General features: G+C 73.7%; 18 protein-coding genes. 5 read left to right on the top strand and 13 right to left on the bottom strand.

Annotated features, from left to right (window positions below):
* Positions 1–7: 7 nt before the first annotated feature.
* Positions 8–433, bottom strand: coding sequence for a hypothetical protein (locus ACIBSW_RS23350; protein WP_354727788.1), 426 nt, complete (start codon positions 431–433; stop codon positions 8–10).
* 137 nt (positions 434–570) lie between these two features.
* Between ACIBSW_RS23350 and ACIBSW_RS23345 the strand changes: the two genes are divergently transcribed.
* Complete coding sequence (locus ACIBSW_RS23345; protein WP_354727786.1) at positions 571–1215, top strand: nucleotidyl transferase AbiEii/AbiGii toxin family protein; 645 nt, start codon at positions 571–573, stop codon at positions 1213–1215.
* A 303-nt stretch (positions 1216–1518) separates the two neighbouring features.
* Positions 1519–4005 carry a DUF3516 domain-containing protein gene (locus tag ACIBSW_RS23340; RefSeq protein WP_354730773.1) on the top strand — a complete coding sequence of 829 codons (2487 nt, stop codon included), beginning with the start codon at positions 1519–1521 and terminating at the stop codon, positions 4003–4005.
* Between the two features lies 1 nt (position 4006).
* Here the strand turns inward: ACIBSW_RS23340 and ACIBSW_RS23335 are convergent, their stop codons facing one another.
* The 6 genes from ACIBSW_RS23335 to ACIBSW_RS23310 form a co-directional block, all read right to left on the bottom strand.
* Positions 4007–4522, bottom strand: a complete 516-nt coding sequence (locus ACIBSW_RS23335; protein WP_404799430.1) for a hypothetical protein — start codon at positions 4520–4522, stop codon at positions 4007–4009.
* Positions 4519–6375 (bottom strand): dynamin family protein, encoded by a 1857-nt coding sequence (locus ACIBSW_RS23330; RefSeq protein ID WP_354722161.1) that lies wholly within the window; start codon positions 6373–6375, stop codon positions 4519–4521. Before ACIBSW_RS23330 ends, ACIBSW_RS23335 begins: the two co-directional genes overlap by 4 nt.
* Entirely contained in the window at positions 6372–8327 is a 1956-nt protein-coding gene (locus ACIBSW_RS23325; RefSeq protein WP_354722160.1) for an Hsp70 family protein, read from the bottom strand. The genes ACIBSW_RS23330 and ACIBSW_RS23325 overlap by 4 nt, the downstream gene beginning before the upstream one ends.
* Before the next feature lie 117 nt (positions 8328–8444).
* Positions 8445–9911 carry a dynamin family protein gene (locus tag ACIBSW_RS23320; RefSeq protein WP_354722159.1) on the bottom strand — a complete coding sequence of 489 codons (1467 nt, stop codon included), beginning with the start codon at positions 9909–9911 and terminating at the stop codon, positions 8445–8447.
* A gap of 29 nt (positions 9912–9940) precedes the next feature.
* Positions 9941–11047, bottom strand: coding sequence for a DUF4037 domain-containing protein (locus ACIBSW_RS23315; RefSeq protein WP_354722158.1), 1107 nt, complete (start codon positions 11045–11047; stop codon positions 9941–9943).
* Between the two features lie 49 nt (positions 11048–11096).
* Positions 11097–11660, bottom strand: a complete 564-nt coding sequence (locus ACIBSW_RS23310; protein WP_354722157.1) for a helix-turn-helix transcriptional regulator — start codon at positions 11658–11660, stop codon at positions 11097–11099.
* Between the two features lie 47 nt (positions 11661–11707).
* Here ACIBSW_RS23310 and ACIBSW_RS23305 point away from each other — a divergent pair, with 47 nt between their 5' ends.
* A complete protein-coding gene (locus tag ACIBSW_RS23305; protein WP_354722156.1) occupies positions 11708–12571 on the top strand; it encodes a class I SAM-dependent methyltransferase in 864 nt (287 codons plus the stop codon).
* Positions 12572–12653: 82 nt separating this feature from the next.
* Entirely contained in the window at positions 12654–13457 is an 804-nt protein-coding gene (locus ACIBSW_RS23300) for a DUF6745 domain-containing protein (RefSeq protein WP_354722155.1), read from the top strand.
* A 35-nt stretch (positions 13458–13492) separates the two neighbouring features.
* Here the strand turns inward: ACIBSW_RS23300 and ACIBSW_RS23295 are convergent, their stop codons facing one another.
* Positions 13493–14380 (bottom strand): EamA family transporter, encoded by an 888-nt coding sequence (locus ACIBSW_RS23295; protein ID WP_354722154.1) that lies wholly within the window; start codon positions 14378–14380, stop codon positions 13493–13495.
* 83 nt (positions 14381–14463) lie between these two features.
* On the opposite strand from ACIBSW_RS23295, the gene ACIBSW_RS23290 reads away from it, so the two are divergent.
* Positions 14464–15327, top strand: coding sequence for a LysR substrate-binding domain-containing protein (locus ACIBSW_RS23290; RefSeq protein ID WP_354722153.1), 864 nt, complete (start codon positions 14464–14466; stop codon positions 15325–15327).
* A 10-nt stretch (positions 15328–15337) separates the two neighbouring features.
* Here ACIBSW_RS23290 and ACIBSW_RS23285 read toward each other — a convergent pair whose 3' ends face one another.
* The 5 genes from ACIBSW_RS23285 to gcvH all read right to left on the bottom strand — a co-directional run bounded on the left by ACIBSW_RS23285 (position 15338) and on the right by gcvH (position 18444).
* Positions 15338–15895: a MerR family transcriptional regulator gene (locus tag ACIBSW_RS23285; protein WP_354722152.1), complete on the bottom strand. Its 558-nt coding sequence runs from the start codon at positions 15893–15895 to the stop codon at positions 15338–15340.
* Positions 15896–16033: 138 nt separating this feature from the next.
* Entirely contained in the window at positions 16034–16498 is a 465-nt protein-coding gene (locus tag ACIBSW_RS23280) for a bifunctional nuclease family protein (RefSeq protein WP_354722151.1), read from the bottom strand.
* 161 nt (positions 16499–16659) lie between these two features.
* Entirely contained in the window at positions 16660–17340 is a 681-nt protein-coding gene (locus ACIBSW_RS23275; protein WP_354722164.1) for a MerR family transcriptional regulator, read from the bottom strand.
* A gap of 68 nt (positions 17341–17408) precedes the next feature.
* Positions 17409–17861 carry an FHA domain-containing protein gene (locus ACIBSW_RS23270; protein WP_184994731.1) on the bottom strand — a complete coding sequence of 151 codons (453 nt, stop codon included), beginning with the start codon at positions 17859–17861 and terminating at the stop codon, positions 17409–17411.
* Between the two features lie 202 nt (positions 17862–18063).
* On the bottom strand, positions 18064–18444 hold the full coding sequence (gcvH, locus tag ACIBSW_RS23265) for a glycine cleavage system protein GcvH (protein WP_354722150.1): 381 nt from the start codon (positions 18442–18444) through the stop codon (positions 18064–18066).
* Between the last annotated feature and the right edge of the window lie 10 nt (positions 18445–18454).

The raw sequence follows: 18454 nt of genomic DNA, 5'->3' as shown, positions 1-18454 counted from the left end.
CCACCTCTCATGCGGTTGCGGCGCGCTTCAGAGCGGCCGGGACTAGTGCCGGGCGGGGCAGCACGATGAAGCCGGCCATCGAGGCGAAGTCGCGTTCCGCCGGGTTCTCCCCGACGAACACGACGCGCTCGCACGGCCCGGCGAGCGTGGCCGCGGCGCGGAAGGTCTCCGTGCCGTCCTTGCGGCCGAAGACCAGCAGCGCCGGCTCGAGGAAGATCAGCAGACCGGCGGCGTCGAGCGCGCGGCGCACCTCCGGCTCCGGGACCGGGCCACGGTCGGAGAGGACACCCATCCGTACGCCGAGGTCGCGCAGCGCCGTCAGCGTGGCGGTCACGTCGGGGAGCACGGTGAGCTCCAGGCGCGTGCCGCCGTCGAGCAGGCTCGCCCGGGCCAGGGTGTCGCCGATGTCGAAGAACACGATCGCGTCCGCCATGCCGCCCCCTTGCCTCACCGAGGAGCAGAGCGCGCCCGGGCCGCGACCGATACGCCCGAGTCGGGCAGCAGACACCGGATTCACCCGATCATCGGACTGCCGAGGAATCTGTCGGTGGTCACCACTAGGTTGGCCGCGTGACGGCGAACATCGACGACTTCTACCGCGACGTGACCACCATCGCCCTCGGCGTCGGCGAGAAGCACGGGTTCGTGCTCGGCGGCGGCGTCGCCTGGCTGGTCAACGGCCTGGTCCGGCGGCCGACGGAGGACATCGACCTGTTCACCGACACCGCGGGCGCGGTCGGCGCGGCCGCCGGGCAGGTCACCGGCGCCCTGACCGCCGCCGGCTACCACGTGTTCCGCGAGGTCGGCGACGAGATGTTCGAGGGCATGGACGAGGACCTGCGCGAATACCACGTGGCGGACGGCTCCCGGGCCCTGCGGCTGACCCTGACCCGGCTCGACCGGCGGCGCGCGCCGGTGGTGATGGACGTCGGGCCGGTCATGCACCTCGACGACCTCGTCGCGTCGAAGGTGGCCGCGCTGGTCAACCGGCGCGAGGTGCGCGACTACATCGACGTGGGCGCCGCCCTGGAGCGCTATCCCCTGCGGCGCGTACTGGAGCTGGCCCGCGCGCTCGAGCCGGGCCTCGACGACGAGGACATCGCCGACGCGGGCCGCTACCTGGACCGCCTCGACGACGAGCGGTTCGGCTTCTACGGCCTGACCGCGGCCGACGTCCGGGCGCTGCGGGACCGGCTGGCGGCCTGGCCCCGCTGAGCGGTGGCTCGCAACCGTTTCGCAACCCGGCGCGTACCGGGCGGCAACCGGTCGGGCCGAATCTAGGTCCCAGCGAGGCCACCACCTGAGAAGGAGCTCCCCCGATGTGCCTTCGAATCGCTACAGCAGCCGTCGCCGCCGCCGTCCCCGGCCTCGCGGGCAGCGTCGCCGGCACGATCCGCCCGGCGTCGGGCGCCTAGCGGATCACCGGCAACTCCACAGCAAGGTCCCTTCCGCGGCCGGGCGCGATGCGCGCCCGGCCGCGGTGCTGTGCCCGGGCGGCCCCGATAGGGTTGACAGATCATGACGCTCACCGAACGCCTGCCCGGCAACGCCGAACCCGACGCCGTCTTCGACGCCTTCCAGACCTGGGTCGCCGAGCAGGGCCTGACGCTGTACCCGCATCAGGAGGAGGCGCTCATCGAGATCGCCACCGGTGCGAACGTCATCCTGAACACCCCGACCGGCTCCGGAAAGAGCCTGGTGGCGACCGGCGCGCACTTCGCCGCCCTCGCCGACAAGCGCACCACCTTCTACACCGCGCCGATCAAGGCGCTGGTCAGCGAGAAGTTCTTCGCCCTCTGCAAGGTCTTCGGCGCGCACAACGTCGGCATGCTCACCGGCGACGCCAACGTCAACGCGGACGCGCCGATCATCTGCTGCACCGCGGAGATCCTCGCCAACCTCGCCCTGCGCGAGGGCGCCGACGCCGACGTCGGCCAGGTGATCATGGACGAGTTCCACTTCTACGCCGAGCCCGACCGCGGGTGGGCCTGGCAGGTGCCGCTCATCGAGCTGCCGCAGGCCCAGTTCGTGCTGATGTCGGCCACCCTGGGCGACACCACCCGCTTCGTCGACGACCTCGCCCGGCGCACCGGCCGGCCCACGGCCGTCGTCAGCAACACCGAGCGGCCGGTCCCGCTGCTCTTCTCGTACGCGATGACGCCGCTGCACGAGACGATCGAGGAGCTGCTCACCACCCGGCAGGCACCGGTGTACATCGTCCACTTCACCCAGGCGGCCGCCCTGGAGCGCGCGCAGTCGCTGATGAGCATCAACATGTGCAGCCGCGCCGAGAAGGACGCGATCGCCGCCGCCATCGGCAGCTTCCGGTTCACCGCCGGGTTCGGGCGCGCCCTGTCCCGGCTGGTGCGCCACGGCATCGGCGTGCACCACGCCGGCATGCTGCCCAAGTACCGGCGGCTGGTGGAGACGCTCGCGCAGGCCGGGCTCCTCAAGGTCATCTGCGGCACGGACACCCTCGGCGTCGGCATCAACGTGCCGATCCGGACGGTGCTGTTCACCGGGCTGTCCAAGTACGACGGCGTGCGTACCCGGTTGCTCAAGGCCCGCGAGTTCCACCAGATCGCCGGGCGGGCCGGCCGGGCCGGCTACGACACCCTCGGCACGGTCATCGTGCAGGCGCCGGAGCACGTCATCGACAACGAGCGGATGCTCGCCAAGGCCGGCGACGATCCGAAGAAGCGCCGCAAGGTGGTCCGCAAGAAGCCGCCCGAGGGCACCATCGGCTGGGGCCAGCCCACGTTCGACCGGCTCGTCGCCGCCGACCCGGAGCCGCTGACCTCCTCGTTCCACGTGTCGCACGCGATGCTGCTCAACGTGCTGGCCCGCGGCGGCGACCCGTTCGCGGCGATGCGGCACCTGCTGACCGACAACCACGAGGAGCCGGCCGCGCAGCGCCGGCACATCCGCCGCGCCATCGCGATCGCCCGGGCGCTGCTGGCCGGCGGCGTCATCGAGCGCGTCGACGGCACCTACCGGCTGGTGGGCGACCTGCAGCTGGACTTCGCGCTCAACCAAGCACTCTCGCCCTTCGCGCTGGCCTGCCTGGAGCTGCTCGACCGGGAGTCGCCGGAGTACCCGCTCGACGTCGTCTCGGTCATCGAGGCGACCCTCGAGGACCCGCGGCAGGTGCTCTCCGCCCAGCTGTTCAAGGCCAAGGGCGAGGCCGTCAACGCGATGAAGGCCGAGGGCATCGAGTACGACCAGCGCATGGAGCTGCTCGAGGAGGTCACCTACCCGAAGCCGCTGCTGCCGCTGCTGGAGGCCGCCTACGAGACGTACCGGCAGGGCCACCCGTGGGTCGCCGACCACGAGCTGAAGCCCAAGGCCGTGGTCCGCGACATGTACGAGCGGGCGATGACCTTCACCGAGTACGTGTCGTTCTACGGCCTGTCCCGCTCCGAGGGCCTGGTGCTGCGCTACCTCGCGGACGCGTTCCGGGCGCTGCGCCAGACGGTGCCCGAGGACGCGCGCACCGAGGAGCTGACCGACCTGATCGAGTGGCTGGGCGAGCTGGTCCGCCAGGTCGACTCCAGCCTGCTCGACGAGTGGGAGCGGCTGCGCAACCCCGGTGCCGAGGTCGTCGAGGTCTCGCCGCTGGACGACAAGCCGCCGGCGGTCACCCGCAACGTCCGCGCGTTCCGGGTGCTGGTCCGCAACGCCCTGTTCCGCCGCGTCGAGCTGTTCGCGCTGCGCCGCGCCGAGGACCTCGGCGAGCTGGACGCCGAGTCCGGCTGGAACACCGACCGGTGGATCGAGGCCCTCGAGGACTACTACGCCGAGTACCCGGTCGTCGGGACCGGGCCGTCGGCGCGCGGCCCGGCGCTCCTGCACATCGAGGCCGGGCCGGCGGTGTGGAAGGTCCGCCAGGTCTTCGAGGACCCGGAGGGCGACCACGACTGGGGCATCGAGGCCGAGGTGGACCTCGCGGCCAGCGACGAGGCCGGCGCGGCGGCGATCCGGATCACCGCCGTCGGCCCGCATTGAGTCAGTGGGTCTGCTCGTACTTGTAGACCTCGTTGGAGACCTCGCCGTAGGCGCTCTCGGCGTTCGCCATGCCGTTCAGCCAGTTCAGCGTCTCCGGGCTGGCGTTGTGCAGGTTGTGGATCAGGTCGAGGGTGTCCTGCACCGGTCCCCCGCCGGGTGCCGCCGCGGCTAGGTCGCCGACGTCGCCCAGCTCGCGCACCGTCGCGAGCTGGCCGTCGAGCTGTTGCATCAGGGCCGCGGTGTCGCCGCTGACCGGCAGGACGGCGTAGCCGCCCGGGTAGCCGTCGCCGTTCGCGATCGCGACGATCGACGGCTCCTGGTCCGCCGGCCCGAGCGCCTCGACCGCCTCGATCGCCTCCATCCCGTCCTCGATCTCGTCGGCGATCTCGTCCGCGATCCGCTCGGCCTCGTCGTGGTAGAAGGCGTCGATGATCTCGCCGCCGGAGTCGTCGCCGATCTCGTCGAACGGCTCGGCCGCCTCGTCGCAGCCGCAGTCGTCGTCGTAGTAGTCGGTCATGGTTGGCCCCTCCTCTGGTCGCCGAGCGCGGCGGTGATGCCGGCATGACGGGTCGTCAGCTGGGTCAGTGCGGCCAGCGCGTCCGCGGTCCGCTCGCGTACGCCCGGGCCGGCGCCGGCCCGCAGCCGCTCGTGCTCGGCGAGGGCCGCGTCCAGCTCCGCGCGCCAGGCCTCGACGCCCTCGGCCACCGAGTCGCGCAGGCGCCGCAGCGCCTGCTCCAGCGCGGCCTGCGCGGCGGCCGGCAGCTCGACCTCGACCTGCGCCAGCACCTGGGTGACATAGCGGGCGGCGTCCTGCCGCGCCTGGTTGACCGCGTCCTTGCGGCGGCGCCGCTCGTAGAGCACCAGCACCGTGCCGAGACCGACCACCGCGGGCGCCAGGAAGCCGGCGACCAGGGCCCCGGTGAGGCCGGCCGCCAGCGAGCCGAGGCCGATCGACGGGAGGATCCGGTCGACGGCGGAGGCGTTCGCGGCGCCGCGGGCCGGGCCGGCGAGGTCGCGCAGATGCTCGGGCAGGGCGAGGTTCACCTCGTCGGCGCCCGGCCCGGCGAGGTCGGCCAGCTCGGCGCAGAGCTCGGCGAGCCGCCCGCGCAGCCAGGTCTGCTGGTCGAGCCAGATCGCGTGGACGCTGCGGGCCAGCTCGTCGGGCAGCGCCTCGATCAGCTCCCGGTCGCCGCCGCGGGCCAGGTCCAGCAGCTGGTCGCGCAGCGCGATGATCCGGCGCTTGAGCTGCAGCCGCTGGTCGCGTTCGAGCACCCGGCCGCGCTCGGTCAGCCGGGAGCGGCGCCGGGCGATCCACTCGTCGGCGCTCGCCAGCCGCCCGCGCAGCCGGTCCAGGTCGGCGGGCAGCGCCGGGTCGCCGGAGAGTGAGAGCTCGTTGCGCCGCTGCACGGTGAGCTGCCGGCCGACCGCGCGGCCGGTCACCAGCAGCGCGTTGCGCAGCCGGATCTGGTACGCCTCCGCCGCGACACCGGCGGTCAGCGCCGCGGCGAGCGGGTCGAGCCCGCTGATACCGCGCAGCCGCCGCGCCCGCTCGGCGTTGCCGCGCCCGGTCGCCAGGGCCGAGTCGGCGGCGGCGCGGCTGCTCACCGGGAACCAGGGCGCGCCGGTGTAGCGGGGCGCGTGGGTGCGCAGCAGGGCGAGGTCGCGCTGGAGCACCGTCGGCCACTCGGGATACCTGTCGGTCTGGGTGAGCACGAACGCGACGGTGGCGATGCGCTCCGCGGCCTGGGCGAGGAAGCGGCACTCCGAGGCGGTCAGCTCGCAGCCGGCACCGGTGACGAAGAGCAGCACGTCGGCGCGGGCGAGGGTGGCCAGGGTGATCGCGGCGTGCCCGGCGATCAGGCCGCCGACTCCGGGGGTGTCGATCAGGCAGAGGCCGCGCAGCAGCGGGTCGGGCAGGCCGACGGCGACCTCGAGCACGTCGGGGTGGCGCGGGCGGCCGGTGGCGGGGTCGAGAGCCGCGTACTCGCCGACCTCGGCGAGCGGGACGGCCCGGCCGGCCGGCTCGTCGAGCGTTACCACCCGGGCGGCCGGCTCCGGAGCGTGGTGGACCGCGACGTGCACGTTGGTGGCGACGTCGGCGTCGACCGGCAGCAGCCCGCCGCGCCCGGTCAGCGCGTTGATCAGAGAGCTCTTGCCGCTGTTGCGCTCGCCGACGACGACAACGGTCGCGGCGCCGCCGGCCAGCCGGTCGACCTCGGCGCGGATCGCCGCGACCGCGGCCCGGTCGCCGAGCCGGTCGAGGACCAGCGTGGCGTCGGCGAGGAAGCGCAGCGCCGCGGCCCGCGGCGGCTCACCGGCGCGCTGGCGCGGCGTCGCGGGCGCGCCGACGGCGGGCGTCGCGCTCGTCACGAGAGCATCCAGCTGTTGTCGGTCCACCACTCGCCGGCCTCGGCGCCCGAGGAGTCCATGATCATCGCGACGATGTTCTCGTCGTCATGGCTCCAGAAGATGCGGAAGATGTCCTCCCCGTCCGGGTCGTCGAAGCAGATCAGCCGGCCCACCCGCACGTCGTCGGAGGTCCAGGTGCCCTCGGACGGCGAACCTTCCGTGCAGTCACCCTTGCCGAAGACCTTGGCGGCCTGCGCGTCGAGGTAGGCGGTCATCGACGACGAGCTGTCGAACTGGATGACGGCGACCATGTAGTCGAGCTGCGGGTCGCCGTTGCACTCGATCGCGGCGTCCATCCCGTCGGGGCTGACGTCCCAGCTCTGGCAGCTCTCCTCGTCGAGGTCGGACATGTCGAGCTTGTCGTAGAGGTCCTGCTCGCTCGAGCCCAGGTTGTCGCGGGCGGTGGGCTCGGTGGTGGTCTCCTCGGGCTCGGGCGTCGGGGTCTCCTCGTCCTCCTCGGGCGGGGTGGTCTCGACCACGACGCTCAGCGGGTTCGGCGTGGGCGTGGTGACCACCGGCTCGGGTGTCGTCGTGGTCACCACCGGCGTCGGCCTCGGATAGGGGTCGTCGGTGGAGATGGTGGCGTACGCCGTCGCCGCGACGGCGACCACCAGCACCCCGGCGACGGCGGACACCAGCGCGACGCGGCGGTGCCGGCCGCCGATCGCGCGTAGCCGACCGCGCCAGACATCCGCCGGTGCGGGCGGCGCGACTCCGAGAGGCATCGTCGGCGCCGCAGGCGCTCTCACCTCCGTCGAAGCCGCGGCGGGAGGCGCGGCGGCGGGAGGTGTGGCGGCGGCGGGCGCGGTGACGGCGGGGTCGGGGGCGGGCGCCGCGGCAGGCGCGGGGGCTGCGGCAGGCGCGGGGGCTGCGGCGCCCTTGGTGATCGCGGTCAGCGCGCCCTGGCACACCACGGCCTTGGGGTCGCCCTCGGCGACCGGCAGCCGCCCGATCCGCGCCGCGACCAGTTCGGACACCCGGGGTATCCGGCTCGACCCGCCGGTCAGATAGACCGCGGCGAGGTCGCCGACCGCGACCCCGGCCTCCTCGACGGTACGGATCAGCTCGTCTACGGTCGGCGTCAGCTGCTCCTCGATGGCCGCCTCTAGCTCGGCCCGGGTGATGCGCACCTGCGCGTCGGCCGCGTGCACCGGCACCATGACGACCGTACGGCCGGAGAGCGACTCCTTGGCCTGGGTCAGGTAGCTCAGCTGGCTGGCCCGGCGCTGCTGGCCCTTGGTCGAGGAGTCCGACCACAGCCGGTCCCACTCCTCGGGTGCGTCGTGGCGCACCTGCGCGCCGACCACCTCGCGCAGCGCCTCGCTCACGTCGTCGCCGCCGAAGTCGGGGTCGCCGCCGGGCGGCCCGCAGATCTCGAAGCCGTCGGGGGTGCGGCGCAGCACCGCCGTGTCGAACGTGCCGCCACCGAGGTCGTAGACGGCGATGTGCGCGCCCGCCGGGATCGGCGTGGCGCCGGAGGCGGTCGCGTAGTGGACCGCGGCGGCGACCGGCTCGGGGATGAACACCGGCTCGGGCAGGCCGGCCAGGGCCGCCGCCCGGGCCAGGCGGCCGGTCTCGGCGTCAGTCCACGCGGCCGGGTGGGTGAGCGCGACCTTCGCGGGCGGGCCGCCGTTGCGGCGGGTCGCCTCCTCGACGACGCGGCGCAGGGTCGCCGCGACGATCTCGACGGTCCGCAGGTCGCGGTCCCCGAGGCGGGTCTCGGCGTCGGACACCAGGGCGCGCTTGGGTTGCAGCTCCGCGCGGTCGGGATAGATGGCCGCCTCCTGGGCGGCGTCGCGCCCGGTGAGCAGGTGCCCGTCCTCGTCGAGGCAGACCACCGACGGCAGATACCGACTGTTGTCTATTTCGAGGATCTCCGATTTGTTATCGCCGGCCGCATTCTCGGAGAGCATGGCGGCACACGTGAAACTGCTGCCGTAATCGATCGCTATTGACCAGCTGCCCACCCCCGAATCTTATCGGAGAAATGGGTAACCCGATCGGGTGAAAAACGCTGGGTTAATGTGCACCTAATTGGAGCGGTGGGTGAAGAAGGCGGTCTCGGTCAGCTCCCGGGCGGAGCGGGCGTGCCGGGCCACCAGCCGCGACGGGCTGCCCTCCAGGCGCCGCCAGCGGGCCACCCACTCGTCGGCGGCGACGGCGACCTGCGCCGGGCCGGCGTCCGCGGCCAGGCCCAGGCGGACCGCGTCGGAGCTGCCGGTGGCGAGGCTGATCAGCGCGGCGGCGCAGTCGTCGCTGAGCGACAGCCGGCCGCCGGCGAGGTCGCGCAGCGCCGGAACGAGCGCGGCCTGGCGCAGCACCGGGTCGCGCTTCACCTCGTTCAGGCTCGCCCGCAGCCCGGCCAGAATCGCGGCGGAATCGCCGTCGCCGCCGAGCCAGGTCGCCCGTTCGAGAATGGTCACCGCGGAGGCGGCACGAAGCCGGTCGGCCGATCGGATGAAGTTCTCCTCCACATATCTGACGAGCTCCGCCACGCCCGAGGCCTGGGCCAGCCGGCGCAGCAACTCATCGCTGCGGACCACCCCGGCCCGGATGTGCGAGACCGCCTCGCGCAGGCCGTGCACGCCGAGCAGCCGCAGCAGCCGGGCCCGGTCGGCGGCGTCCTCCCCGGACGGTGAGTGCGCGTGCGCGTACAGGAAGTCCTCGAGGTCGTCGGGGTCGAGCTCGGCCAGCCGGCGCAGGCGGCGCGCGTCGGCCTCGGTGAAGGTGTCGCCCGACGCGGTCTCGGCGAGCAGGCCGATCACCGGCACCACGTCGGCGACCAGGCCCCGCAGCTCGCTCGCGTAGCGGGCGGCGATCCGGCGGGCCCGCGGCCACGGGTCGTCGGCGCCGTCGCCGAGCGTGTCCACCCGGCTGAGCACGCCCAGCACGTTCGCGGCGCTCATCCCGGCCCGGCCCGACGTGCCGCGCAGCGCCTCGAGGGCCTCCCGGTCCCGCTCCCCCGGGTGCGGCATCACGTAGAGCAGCGCGTCCGCCTCGGCCAGGGCGGCCATCGCCGGGTCGTCGAGCCCGGTCAGCGAGTCGAGCCCCGGCGTGTCGACCAGGTTGTAGCGGTCGGCGAGCCGGGCGTTCGCGGTCTCGACCACCACCGCGGCGATCGTGTCGGCGGGCACACCGAGCCGCGCGGGGACACCGCCGCCCGGCGCCGCGGGTACGTGGATCGACTGGCCGGCCTTGGTGATCAGCTGCACCCGGTTCTGGTGGTGGTGCCGGTACCAGGTGACCAGCGTGGTCGTCTCGGTCGCGCCGGTGGCCGCCAGCCGCTGCCCGAGCAGGGCGTTCACCAACGTGGACTTGCCGGCGTTGACCCTGCCGCCGACCGCGATCCGGATCGTCCGCTCGGCGAGCCGCTCGCCGGCCGCGGCGACGGCGTCCCGGGCCGGTCCGGCCGGCAGCCGCGCGACGGTGTCGCCGCAGAGCAGTCGGAGGCGGTCACAGACCGAGCGGCCGCCGGACGGCCGGGCGAAGGTGGACATTCGCCGACGATAAGTGCCGGGGGCCGCGCTCACCGAGCGCCGGTGGCCGGCGAATCTCGTCCGAGGACGGCCGCGAGGGCCCCGGTCAGGTCCGGCCGGCAGAGCACGTCGGTGCTGTCCACGTACTGGTCAACGGCGCCGTAGGGGGCCGCGGCGGCGAGCGCGGGATCCTCGACTCGCTCGATCAGGGCGGCCGCGAAACGGGCGGCGTCGATCACCCGATAGGGCCGGTCGTGGTACTGCCGCCGGGCCGGGTCGACCGGGCGCGCGAGCCCCAGCCGGTTCTGCCACCGGCCGGTCGCCTCGTACGCGTCGCAGAGCGCCGACTCCCGGCGGGCCGGGTCGTCGGCGGCCACGGCCTCGCGCAGCGCTGCGGCGATCGCGGCGGCGCCGGGCAGCCGGGCGAACGCCGTGCCGAGCCACTTGCCGTACGGCGGGTAGCGGCGGCCGAGCAGCAGGCAGAGCCGCATGACGTCGCGGGCCAGCCGGGCGGCGAGCAGCCGGCTGCCGAGGTCGTCGCCGGCCTCGGCGGCCCGGCCGACGAACGCCTCCTCCTGAGCGATCCGGGTCCACTGCGCGGCCAGCAGGCACCGCCACACGTCCGCCGGATACCAGCGCAGCCGCTCGCGGAGCCCGGTGAGCTCGCCGATGTCGTCGTGGAAGACCGCGCCGCCGGTGACCTCGGCCAGCCGCTGCGCCGGGGTGGCCAGCCAGTCCGCGGCGGTCACACCGCCGCGGGCGTCGAAGCCGAGCAGCCCGGCCGACCAGCTCGCCACGTCCGTGATGTGCACCCGGTGCGCCACCGGACCGGTCGTGTCGGTCATCACCCGCACCCGGACATCGGCGGGCTCGAAGTTGGTGGGCCATCCGCGTACCCGCTTCGGCAGCCGGTCGGCGAGCAGCGCCGAGAGCCGCTCGCCGTGCCGGGCGGCGTCCCCGGCGGTCAGGAACAGCTCGAGCCGCGGGCCCCAGTCGTGGTCGGCGGAGCGCTCGGAGTCGAAGCCGAGCACCTCCGAGCCGGGGCCGACCCGCGCGGCGGCATGGGGCAGCCCGGGGTACGCCTGTTCGAGCAGCGGGCGCACCGCCTCGGCGTAGAAGTACCGGCACAACCGCAGCCCGGGCAGGAACGTCGACATGACGCCGGACGTTATCGCCGCGGCTGCCCGCGGTCGCGCGCTTTTCCGGCTATCCGGCCGTGAGATGGGTGCGCTGGCCGTCGTTGTCGAGGATGCACAGCAGCTCGGCCGGGCCGCCGTGCGCGCCGAAGGAGTGCGGGACCATCGTGGAGAACTCGGCCGCCTCGCCGGTGCCGACCAGGATGGTCCGCTCGCCCAGCCGCAGCATCACCGTCCCGGACAGGACCGTGAACCAGTCCCGGCCGGGGTGTACGCGCAGCTCGGCCGGGGCCGGCCGGGTGAGCCGCATCTTCGCGACGGTGACGCCGCCCGGCCCGGCCTCGCGCGACAGCAGCCAGGTCGTCCTGCCCCGGGCCTCGTCGCGGTGCGGCCGGATCACCACGTCGTCGTCGTCGACGGACTCGACCAGCTGGTCCAGGGTGGTGCCCAGCGCACGGGCGATGGGCGTCAGCTGGTCGAGGGCGATGCGGCGGTGGCCCGTCTCGATCCGGCTGAGCGTGGACGGGCTCAGGTAGCAGCGCGAGGCCAGCTCGTCGAGGGACCAGCCGCGGGCGGCGCGCAGGCCGCGGATCCGCTGGCGGACGATGGCGTCGAGATCGCCGTCTTGCGTCATACGCAAGACTGTATGTCATTGGCGCAAAGCCCGGCTATGGTCGGCCCATGGGAGACCACGGACACGGACATCAACACGGACATTCACACGGGCACGGGCACGGACACGACCCGGACGCCCTGCCCGAGCTGCTGGAGCTCGACGCCGAGGTGCTGCACGAGTACCGGGACGGCCTGATCGAGCAGGTCGCCGATCTGACCGGCGGCGCGCCACGCCGGATCCTCGACCTCGGCTGCGGCAACGGGACCGGCACGCTCGCCCTGGCCGCGCGCTTCCCCGAGGCCGAGCTGATCGCGGTGGACGTCTCGCCGGACATGCTGCGGCTTCTTGGCGACAAGGCCGCGCGGGCCGGCGTCGCCGGCCGGGTCCGGACCGTGCAGGCGGACCTGGACGACGGCTGGCCCGACGTGGCCGGCGTGGACCTGGTGTGGGCGTCGGCGTCGATGCACCACGTGGCGGACCCCGACCGGGTCCTCGCCGACCTGTTCGCCGCGATCCGGCCCGGCGGCCTGCTGGCCGTGGCCGAGGTGGCGTCACACCCGCGGTTCCTGCCGGACGGCGTCGGCGGCGGCGGCGAGGCGCGGCTGCACGCCGCCCTGGCCGAGCGGCAGGCCGCCGAGATGCCGCACCGGGGCGAGGACTGGGGTCCGCGGCTGGCCAAGGCCGGGTTCGCCGTGGAGTCCGCGCGGCACGCCGGGATCGAGCTGACCGCCCCGCTGCCGGACGCCACCGGCCGCTACGCGCGGGCCACCCTGGCGCGCATGCGGTCCGGCCTGCGCGAGCAGCTCAGCGCCGAGGACCACGCCACCCTGCACGCCCTGCTCGACGGCGACGGCCCGGAGAGCGTGCTGCGGCGCGACGACCTGACCGTGCGCGCCGAGCGCAGCGCCTGGCTGTGCCGCCGGCCTTAAATGGTTTGCCCCGGTCGGGGCGGTGGGTCACGATGGCGCGCATGATTACCGCTGAACGAAAGGGCGCGTGCGCCCTCGCGCGTTGACCGCCCCGACGCGGCGCCGAGTCGCCGCCGATCTTGATCTCTGGCACCGCGCGGTCGAACTGCGCCGGGAATGGTGGGACATCGGTCTGGCCACCGAGCCGGCCGACCGCGACGCCGCCGAGGAAGTCCTGACCCGCCTGTACCGGCGACACGGCCGCGCCCGGCCACGGTTCGCCTGGGCCGGCTCGCCCCGCGACGCCCTGCCGCTGACCTCGGGGATGCCGACCCACGCCGACCTGCGGGACTGGCTGCGGCCCCGGCAGCCACCGGGCCGGCCGCCGCTGGCGAGCGACATCGCCGGCGGCTGGTCGCGGCTGCTGAAGGCCCTCGACGACGGCGCCGATCCCTGCCTCGGCCCGCTGCGGCAGCCCGGCAAGGACGCCAAACCCTGGCCGGTGCTGCCACCCCCGGCCGCGCTGGCGGCGGGCATCCCGCTGGGCGAGGTTTTGCGCCAGGGTGTACGCGGCGCGCTGCGCACCGCCCTGATGGACGGCATCGTCCTTCCCGTACGGGCCGCCCTGGCGCCGCCGGGTCGCGTGCCGGTCGCCTGGTGGGGGCAGCAGGACGCCTACTGGATCGGCCACTACGACGTGCTGCGCCGGCTGGGGCTGGCGGAGCACGGGCCGGTGGTCGGCGGCCGCCTGGACGAGTGGGCGACCCTGGCTCGCTCCTGCGGCTGGTGGTGGCCCGGCGAGGAGGTCTGTGTCGTGGTGGAGCGCCCGGCCCGGATCGAGCGCCTGCCCTTCCCCGACGACACCCTCCCGGGGCCGGGACACCCGGCCGTCACCTACCGCACCTGACCGAACGGGCGGCCGGGCATCCGTGCCCGGTCGCCCTAGACCAGGACGCCGTCGCGCGCCGGTGGGGTTGCCGGCGCGGGAGCGGGGTGTTCCCGGGCGCCGGTGCGCTCGGCGCCGATGCCGGCCGCGACCACGAAGGCGATGCCCGCCACCGGCGCCCAGCCGGGCACCTGGCCGAGCAGCACGAGCCCGATCACCAGCGCGATCGCGGGCTCCAGGCTCATCAGCGTGCCGAACGCGGCCGTCGTCAGCCGGCGCAGGGCGAGCATCTCCAGGACGAACGGCACCACCGGCAGCAGGATCGCCAGGCCGAACCCGATCAGCAGCAGCTGCCAGGTGACGCCGGTCAGCACCGACGGGCCGACCACCAGCGTCGCGACCAGGCCCGCGACCGGCATCGACACCGCCAGGCCCTGCAGCCCCGAGACCTCGTCGCCGACCCGCTGGGTGAGCAGGATGTACGCCGCCCAGCAGGCCGCCGCCGCCAGCGCGAATCCGACGCCGACCAGGTCGATGTCGCCGTGCCACGGCTCGGTGAGCAGCACGACGCCGACCGCGGCCAGCAGCGGCCAGACCTTCGTGCCGCGCCGGCCGCGGAAGACCGCGACCGCGAGCGGGCCGAGGAACTCCAGCGCGCTGGCCGTGCCGAGCGGCAGCCGCGCGATCGCGGCCATGAACAGCATGGTGACCCCGGCGGTGACCACGCCGAGGGCGACGCTGGCCAGCAGGGCGCGCCGGGAGAACGCGCGCAGCCGGGGCCGGACCAGCACCGCGAGGATCAGCCCGGCCCACGCCAGGCGCAGCCACGCCGCGCCCTCGACGCCCGCGGTGTCGATGAGCCCGACGGAGGCCGCCAGGCCGAGCTGGACGAGGAGCATCGAGGCGAGCGCCATCGCCGAGCCGGTCCGTGCCTCAGTACGCATAGAGCCAGTAGAGCCGGTGGAGAATGTTCACGTCCACGTGCTAGTTGTGGATGAAACGTTCGGGTTTGGCTGACAATTGCCGGATGGACACGCGGCGCCTGCGGTTACTGCTCGAACTGTCCCGGCTCGGCTCGATGCGCGAGGTCGCCGACGAGATGCACGTCACCACCTCGACGGTCTCCCAGCAACTCGCCGTCCTGGCCCGGGAGGCCGGCACGACGCTGATCGAGCCGGACGGCCGCCGGGTCCGGCTCACCCCGGCCGGGCGCCGCCTCGCCGAGCACGCGGTCACCATCCTGGCCGCGGTCGAGGCCGCCCGCCTCGACCTGAACCCCGGCGCGGAACCGGCCGGCGACCTGCGGGTCGCGGGCTTCGCCACGGCCGTACGCCGGTCGCTGCTGCCGATCGCGGCCACCCTCGCCGCCACCCACCCGCGGGTCCGCCTGCTGATCCACGAGCACGAGCCGTTCGAGGCGTTCGAACTGCTCGCCGCCGACCTGGTCGACCTGGCGCTGACCTACGACTACAACCTCGCGCCGGCCGCGTTCGACCCGGCGCTCACGGCGATGCCGCTGTGGGAGGCGCCGTGGGGCCTCGCGGTGCCGGCGGAATCGCGGGCCACCGACTTCGCCGGATACCGGGACCACGACTGGATCGTGAACTCGCGCAACACCGCCGACGAGGACGTGGTGCGCACCGTCGCGGCGCTGGACGGCTTCGTGCCGCGGATCGTGCACCGGGCGGACAGCCTCGACCTCGTACAGGACCTCATCGTCGCCGGCCTGGGCGTCGGCCTGCTGCCGAAGGACGGCCCGATGCTGCCCGGCGTGCGCCTGCTCGACCTGCCCGGCCCGCAGGTCCGGCTGCGCAGCTACGCGGTTACCCGCCGCGGCCGGGCCGGGTGGCCACCGTTGGCCCTGATGCTGCGCCTGCTCGGCGCCGAGTGACCGCGGCGGCTCAGCCGGCGCGGCGCCGGGCGCGGCGGGCGGCGAGTTCGTCGCCGGCGGCGGGCTCGGCCGGCAGGTTCGTGCCGACCGGCTGCGGCGCGGACGCCTGCTCGGCGGGCAGGTGCGACAGCGAGCCCTGGATCTCCTTGAACGCGCCGCCGATGGCGATGCCGAAGACGCCCTGGCCGCCCTGGAGCAGATCGACGACCTCCTCCGGCGAACGGCACTCGTAGACCGTGGTGCCGTCGGAGATCAACGTGATGCCGGCGAGATCCTCGACGCCGCGCGAGCGCAGCGTCTCGATGGCCCGGCGGATGTTCTGCAACGAGACGCCGGCGTCCAGCAGACGCTTGACGACCTTGAGGACGACCAGGTCACGGAACGAGTAGAGCCGCTGGGTTCCGGAGCCCGAGGCGTCCCGGATGCTCGGCACGACCAGGGTCGTCCGGGCCCAGTAGTCCAGCTGGCGGTAGCTGATCCCGACCGCCTGACATGCCGTCACTCCGCGATAACCGGTAACGCCGTCCTCGCCGACAAGTGGACCCTCAGCAGAGTCTGACTCGTGCACGCGACTACCTCCCCGCTGCGCGGTGCCGCTTCACCTGGACTTCACGAGCGTATAACTCAGCGTGCCGCGAAACAGGGAGGTAATGCCGCGACACGCCGCGTATGGACGACTCGACCGTGGTGATCGTCGATGCGACGACTATCCGGCGAAATCCTCCGGGCGGACCTGGTCGAGGAACTCGCGGAACTTCTCGACCTCGTCCTCCTGCTCGTCCGGGATGACGATGCCGGCCTCCGTCAGCACCTGGTCGGCGCAGCGGATCGGGGCGCCGACGCGCAGGGCCAGGGCGATCGAGTCGCTGGGCCGTGCCGACACCCGCAGGTCGTCGCCGATCAACAGGTCGGCGTAGAAGACGTTCTCCTTGAGCTCGGTGATCTCCACGGCCTTCAGCGGCGCCTTCAGCGCGGCGAGGACGTCCCGGAGCAGATCATGGGTCAGCGGACGGGCCGGCTTCACGCCCTGCTGCTCGTACGCGATGGCGGTCGCCTCCACCGCACCGATCCAGATCGGCAGGTAACGATCACCGTCGACCTCCCTGAGCAGGACGATCGGCTGGTTGCTCGGCAGCTCCACCCGAACCCCGACCACGCTCAGCTCGCGCACTGCCCGCCTCCGTGTCGCACGTCGTAGCCGCCCCGTAAAGCCGCCCGAAGGCGGCCATCAGGCTGTTTCACGCCTATCCTGCACGGTACACGGGCACCCGGGGGCCGGCGCCACGCGTTGCCCGTGTCTGGTGGCATACCCGGGCCGCATCCGGCGAACCCTCAGCGCCCGAGGGTGTCCCGCAGGCCGGCCCGCACCAGCGCCGCGTGCAGCCGCTGGGAGAGCGCCTGCAGCTCACGGGCGGTCTCCGCGGCCCGGGCCCGGGCCGCCGGGTCGTGCTGGCGCACCAGCGGCGTCAGCAGCTGGGCGAAGAGTCCGACCTCGCGGTCCGCGCCGGTGCGGAACGCCCGCAGATGGCGCACCTCGAGGCCGTGCCGGACCAGCCCGACCACGGCCTCGACGATCACCACGGCGTCGCCGTCGTACCAGCCCGGCGGCCGCGACGTGACCAGGCCGATCTGCTCCAGCTCGGCGAGCATCTGCTCGGCGATGCCGGTGCGCTCGACCAGGTCGGCCCGGGAGACCCGGGTGTCGGCGGGGTCCGCCGGCACCTCGGCCTCCGAGCCGACCGCGACCAGCGACGGCCGCCGGTGTGCCAGCGGGTCGTCGCCGCGTTCCTGCGCCTCGAGCTGCTCGCGGATGACCCGGAGCGGCAGGTACTGGTCCCGCTGGGCGGTCAGTACGAACCGCAGCCGGGCCACGTCGTTCCACGAGTACTTGCGGTATCCGGAGGCGGTGCGCTGCGGGTCGACCAGCCCTTCCGCCTCCAGGAACCGGAGCTTGGAGATCGTGGTGTCCGGGAACTCGGTACGCAGCTGGGCCAGCACCTCCCCGATGCTCATCAGCGCGTTGTCACGGCCGCCAGCAGCGCGATGGCTCTGGTGGTCGTGCGCGGCCGCCCCGGACGGGTTCACGCCCCGCTTCCCTCGCCCTCCGGGCGGGGACCGGCGATGAAGACCAGCCGGAACTTGCCGATCTGGACCTCGTCCCCGTTGCCGAGGGTCGCGGACTCGACCCGTTCCCGGTTGACGTAGGTGCCGTTCAGGGAGCCGACGTCGCGGACCGTGAACGTGCCACCGTCGCGGTGGAACTCGGCGTGGCGGCGCGAGACCGTCACGTCGTCAAGGAAAATGTCACTGTCGGGATGCCGCCCACTCGTGGTCACGTCATGGTCCAGCAGGAACCGCGCGCCCGCATTGGGGCCACGGCGCACGACCAGCAGCGCCATGCCGGGCGGCAGCGAGCCGGACATCCGGCTCGGTACCACGTCGGTCTCGGGGCCCTCGAGCACCTCGTCGAGCGCACCGAGGTTCAGCGTGGACGTGACGTCGAGTGGGGGAAACTCGTCGTCTGGGCGCGTCATCGGACCACCTCACGGATCTGTTTCGGTCGCCGCCCGACGACACGGGGTGAGCGGACCGGACCCGGGTCCGGAGCGCAGCGCCCCCCGCCGCTGCCCGGAGGCCCGGACGGCACGACTATCGGTTTCGAAGTAATAACAGTTCTACATGTGCCCCGCGAGCCTAGTCAGCAGCGAAATAGCGGGCAACCAGACGCGCGGGCGATCAGGATTCGGTCAGGGCCTTGTATGCCTCGGCGTCGAGCAGGCCTTCGAGGGCCGCCGGGTCGTCCGGGGCGATCTCGACGAGCCAGCCGGCCGCGTACGGCTCGGCGTTGATCAGCTCCGGCTCGTCGGCGAGGCTCGCGTTGCGGGCGACCACCGTGCCCGCGATCGGCGCATAGATCTCCGAGACGCTCTTGGTCGACTCGATCTCGCCGAGCTGATCACCGGCCGCGACCGCCGTGCCCTCGTCGGGCAGCTGCACGAACACGATGTCGCCGAGCGCGTCCTGCGCGAAGTGGGTGATGCCCACGCGCACGGGCCCGGAACCGTCGCCGGACACCCACTCGTGCTCGGCCGTGTACCGCAGGTCCTCAGGAATCACACATTCCTCC

Source organism: Actinoplanes sp. NPDC049668 (genome assembly GCF_044465445.1).
Taxonomy (GTDB): Bacteria; Actinomycetota; Actinomycetes; order Mycobacteriales; family Micromonosporaceae; genus Actinoplanes.
Note: the sequence above shows the minus strand (reverse complement) of the source record. Positions and strands in the feature narration are given on the sequence as shown.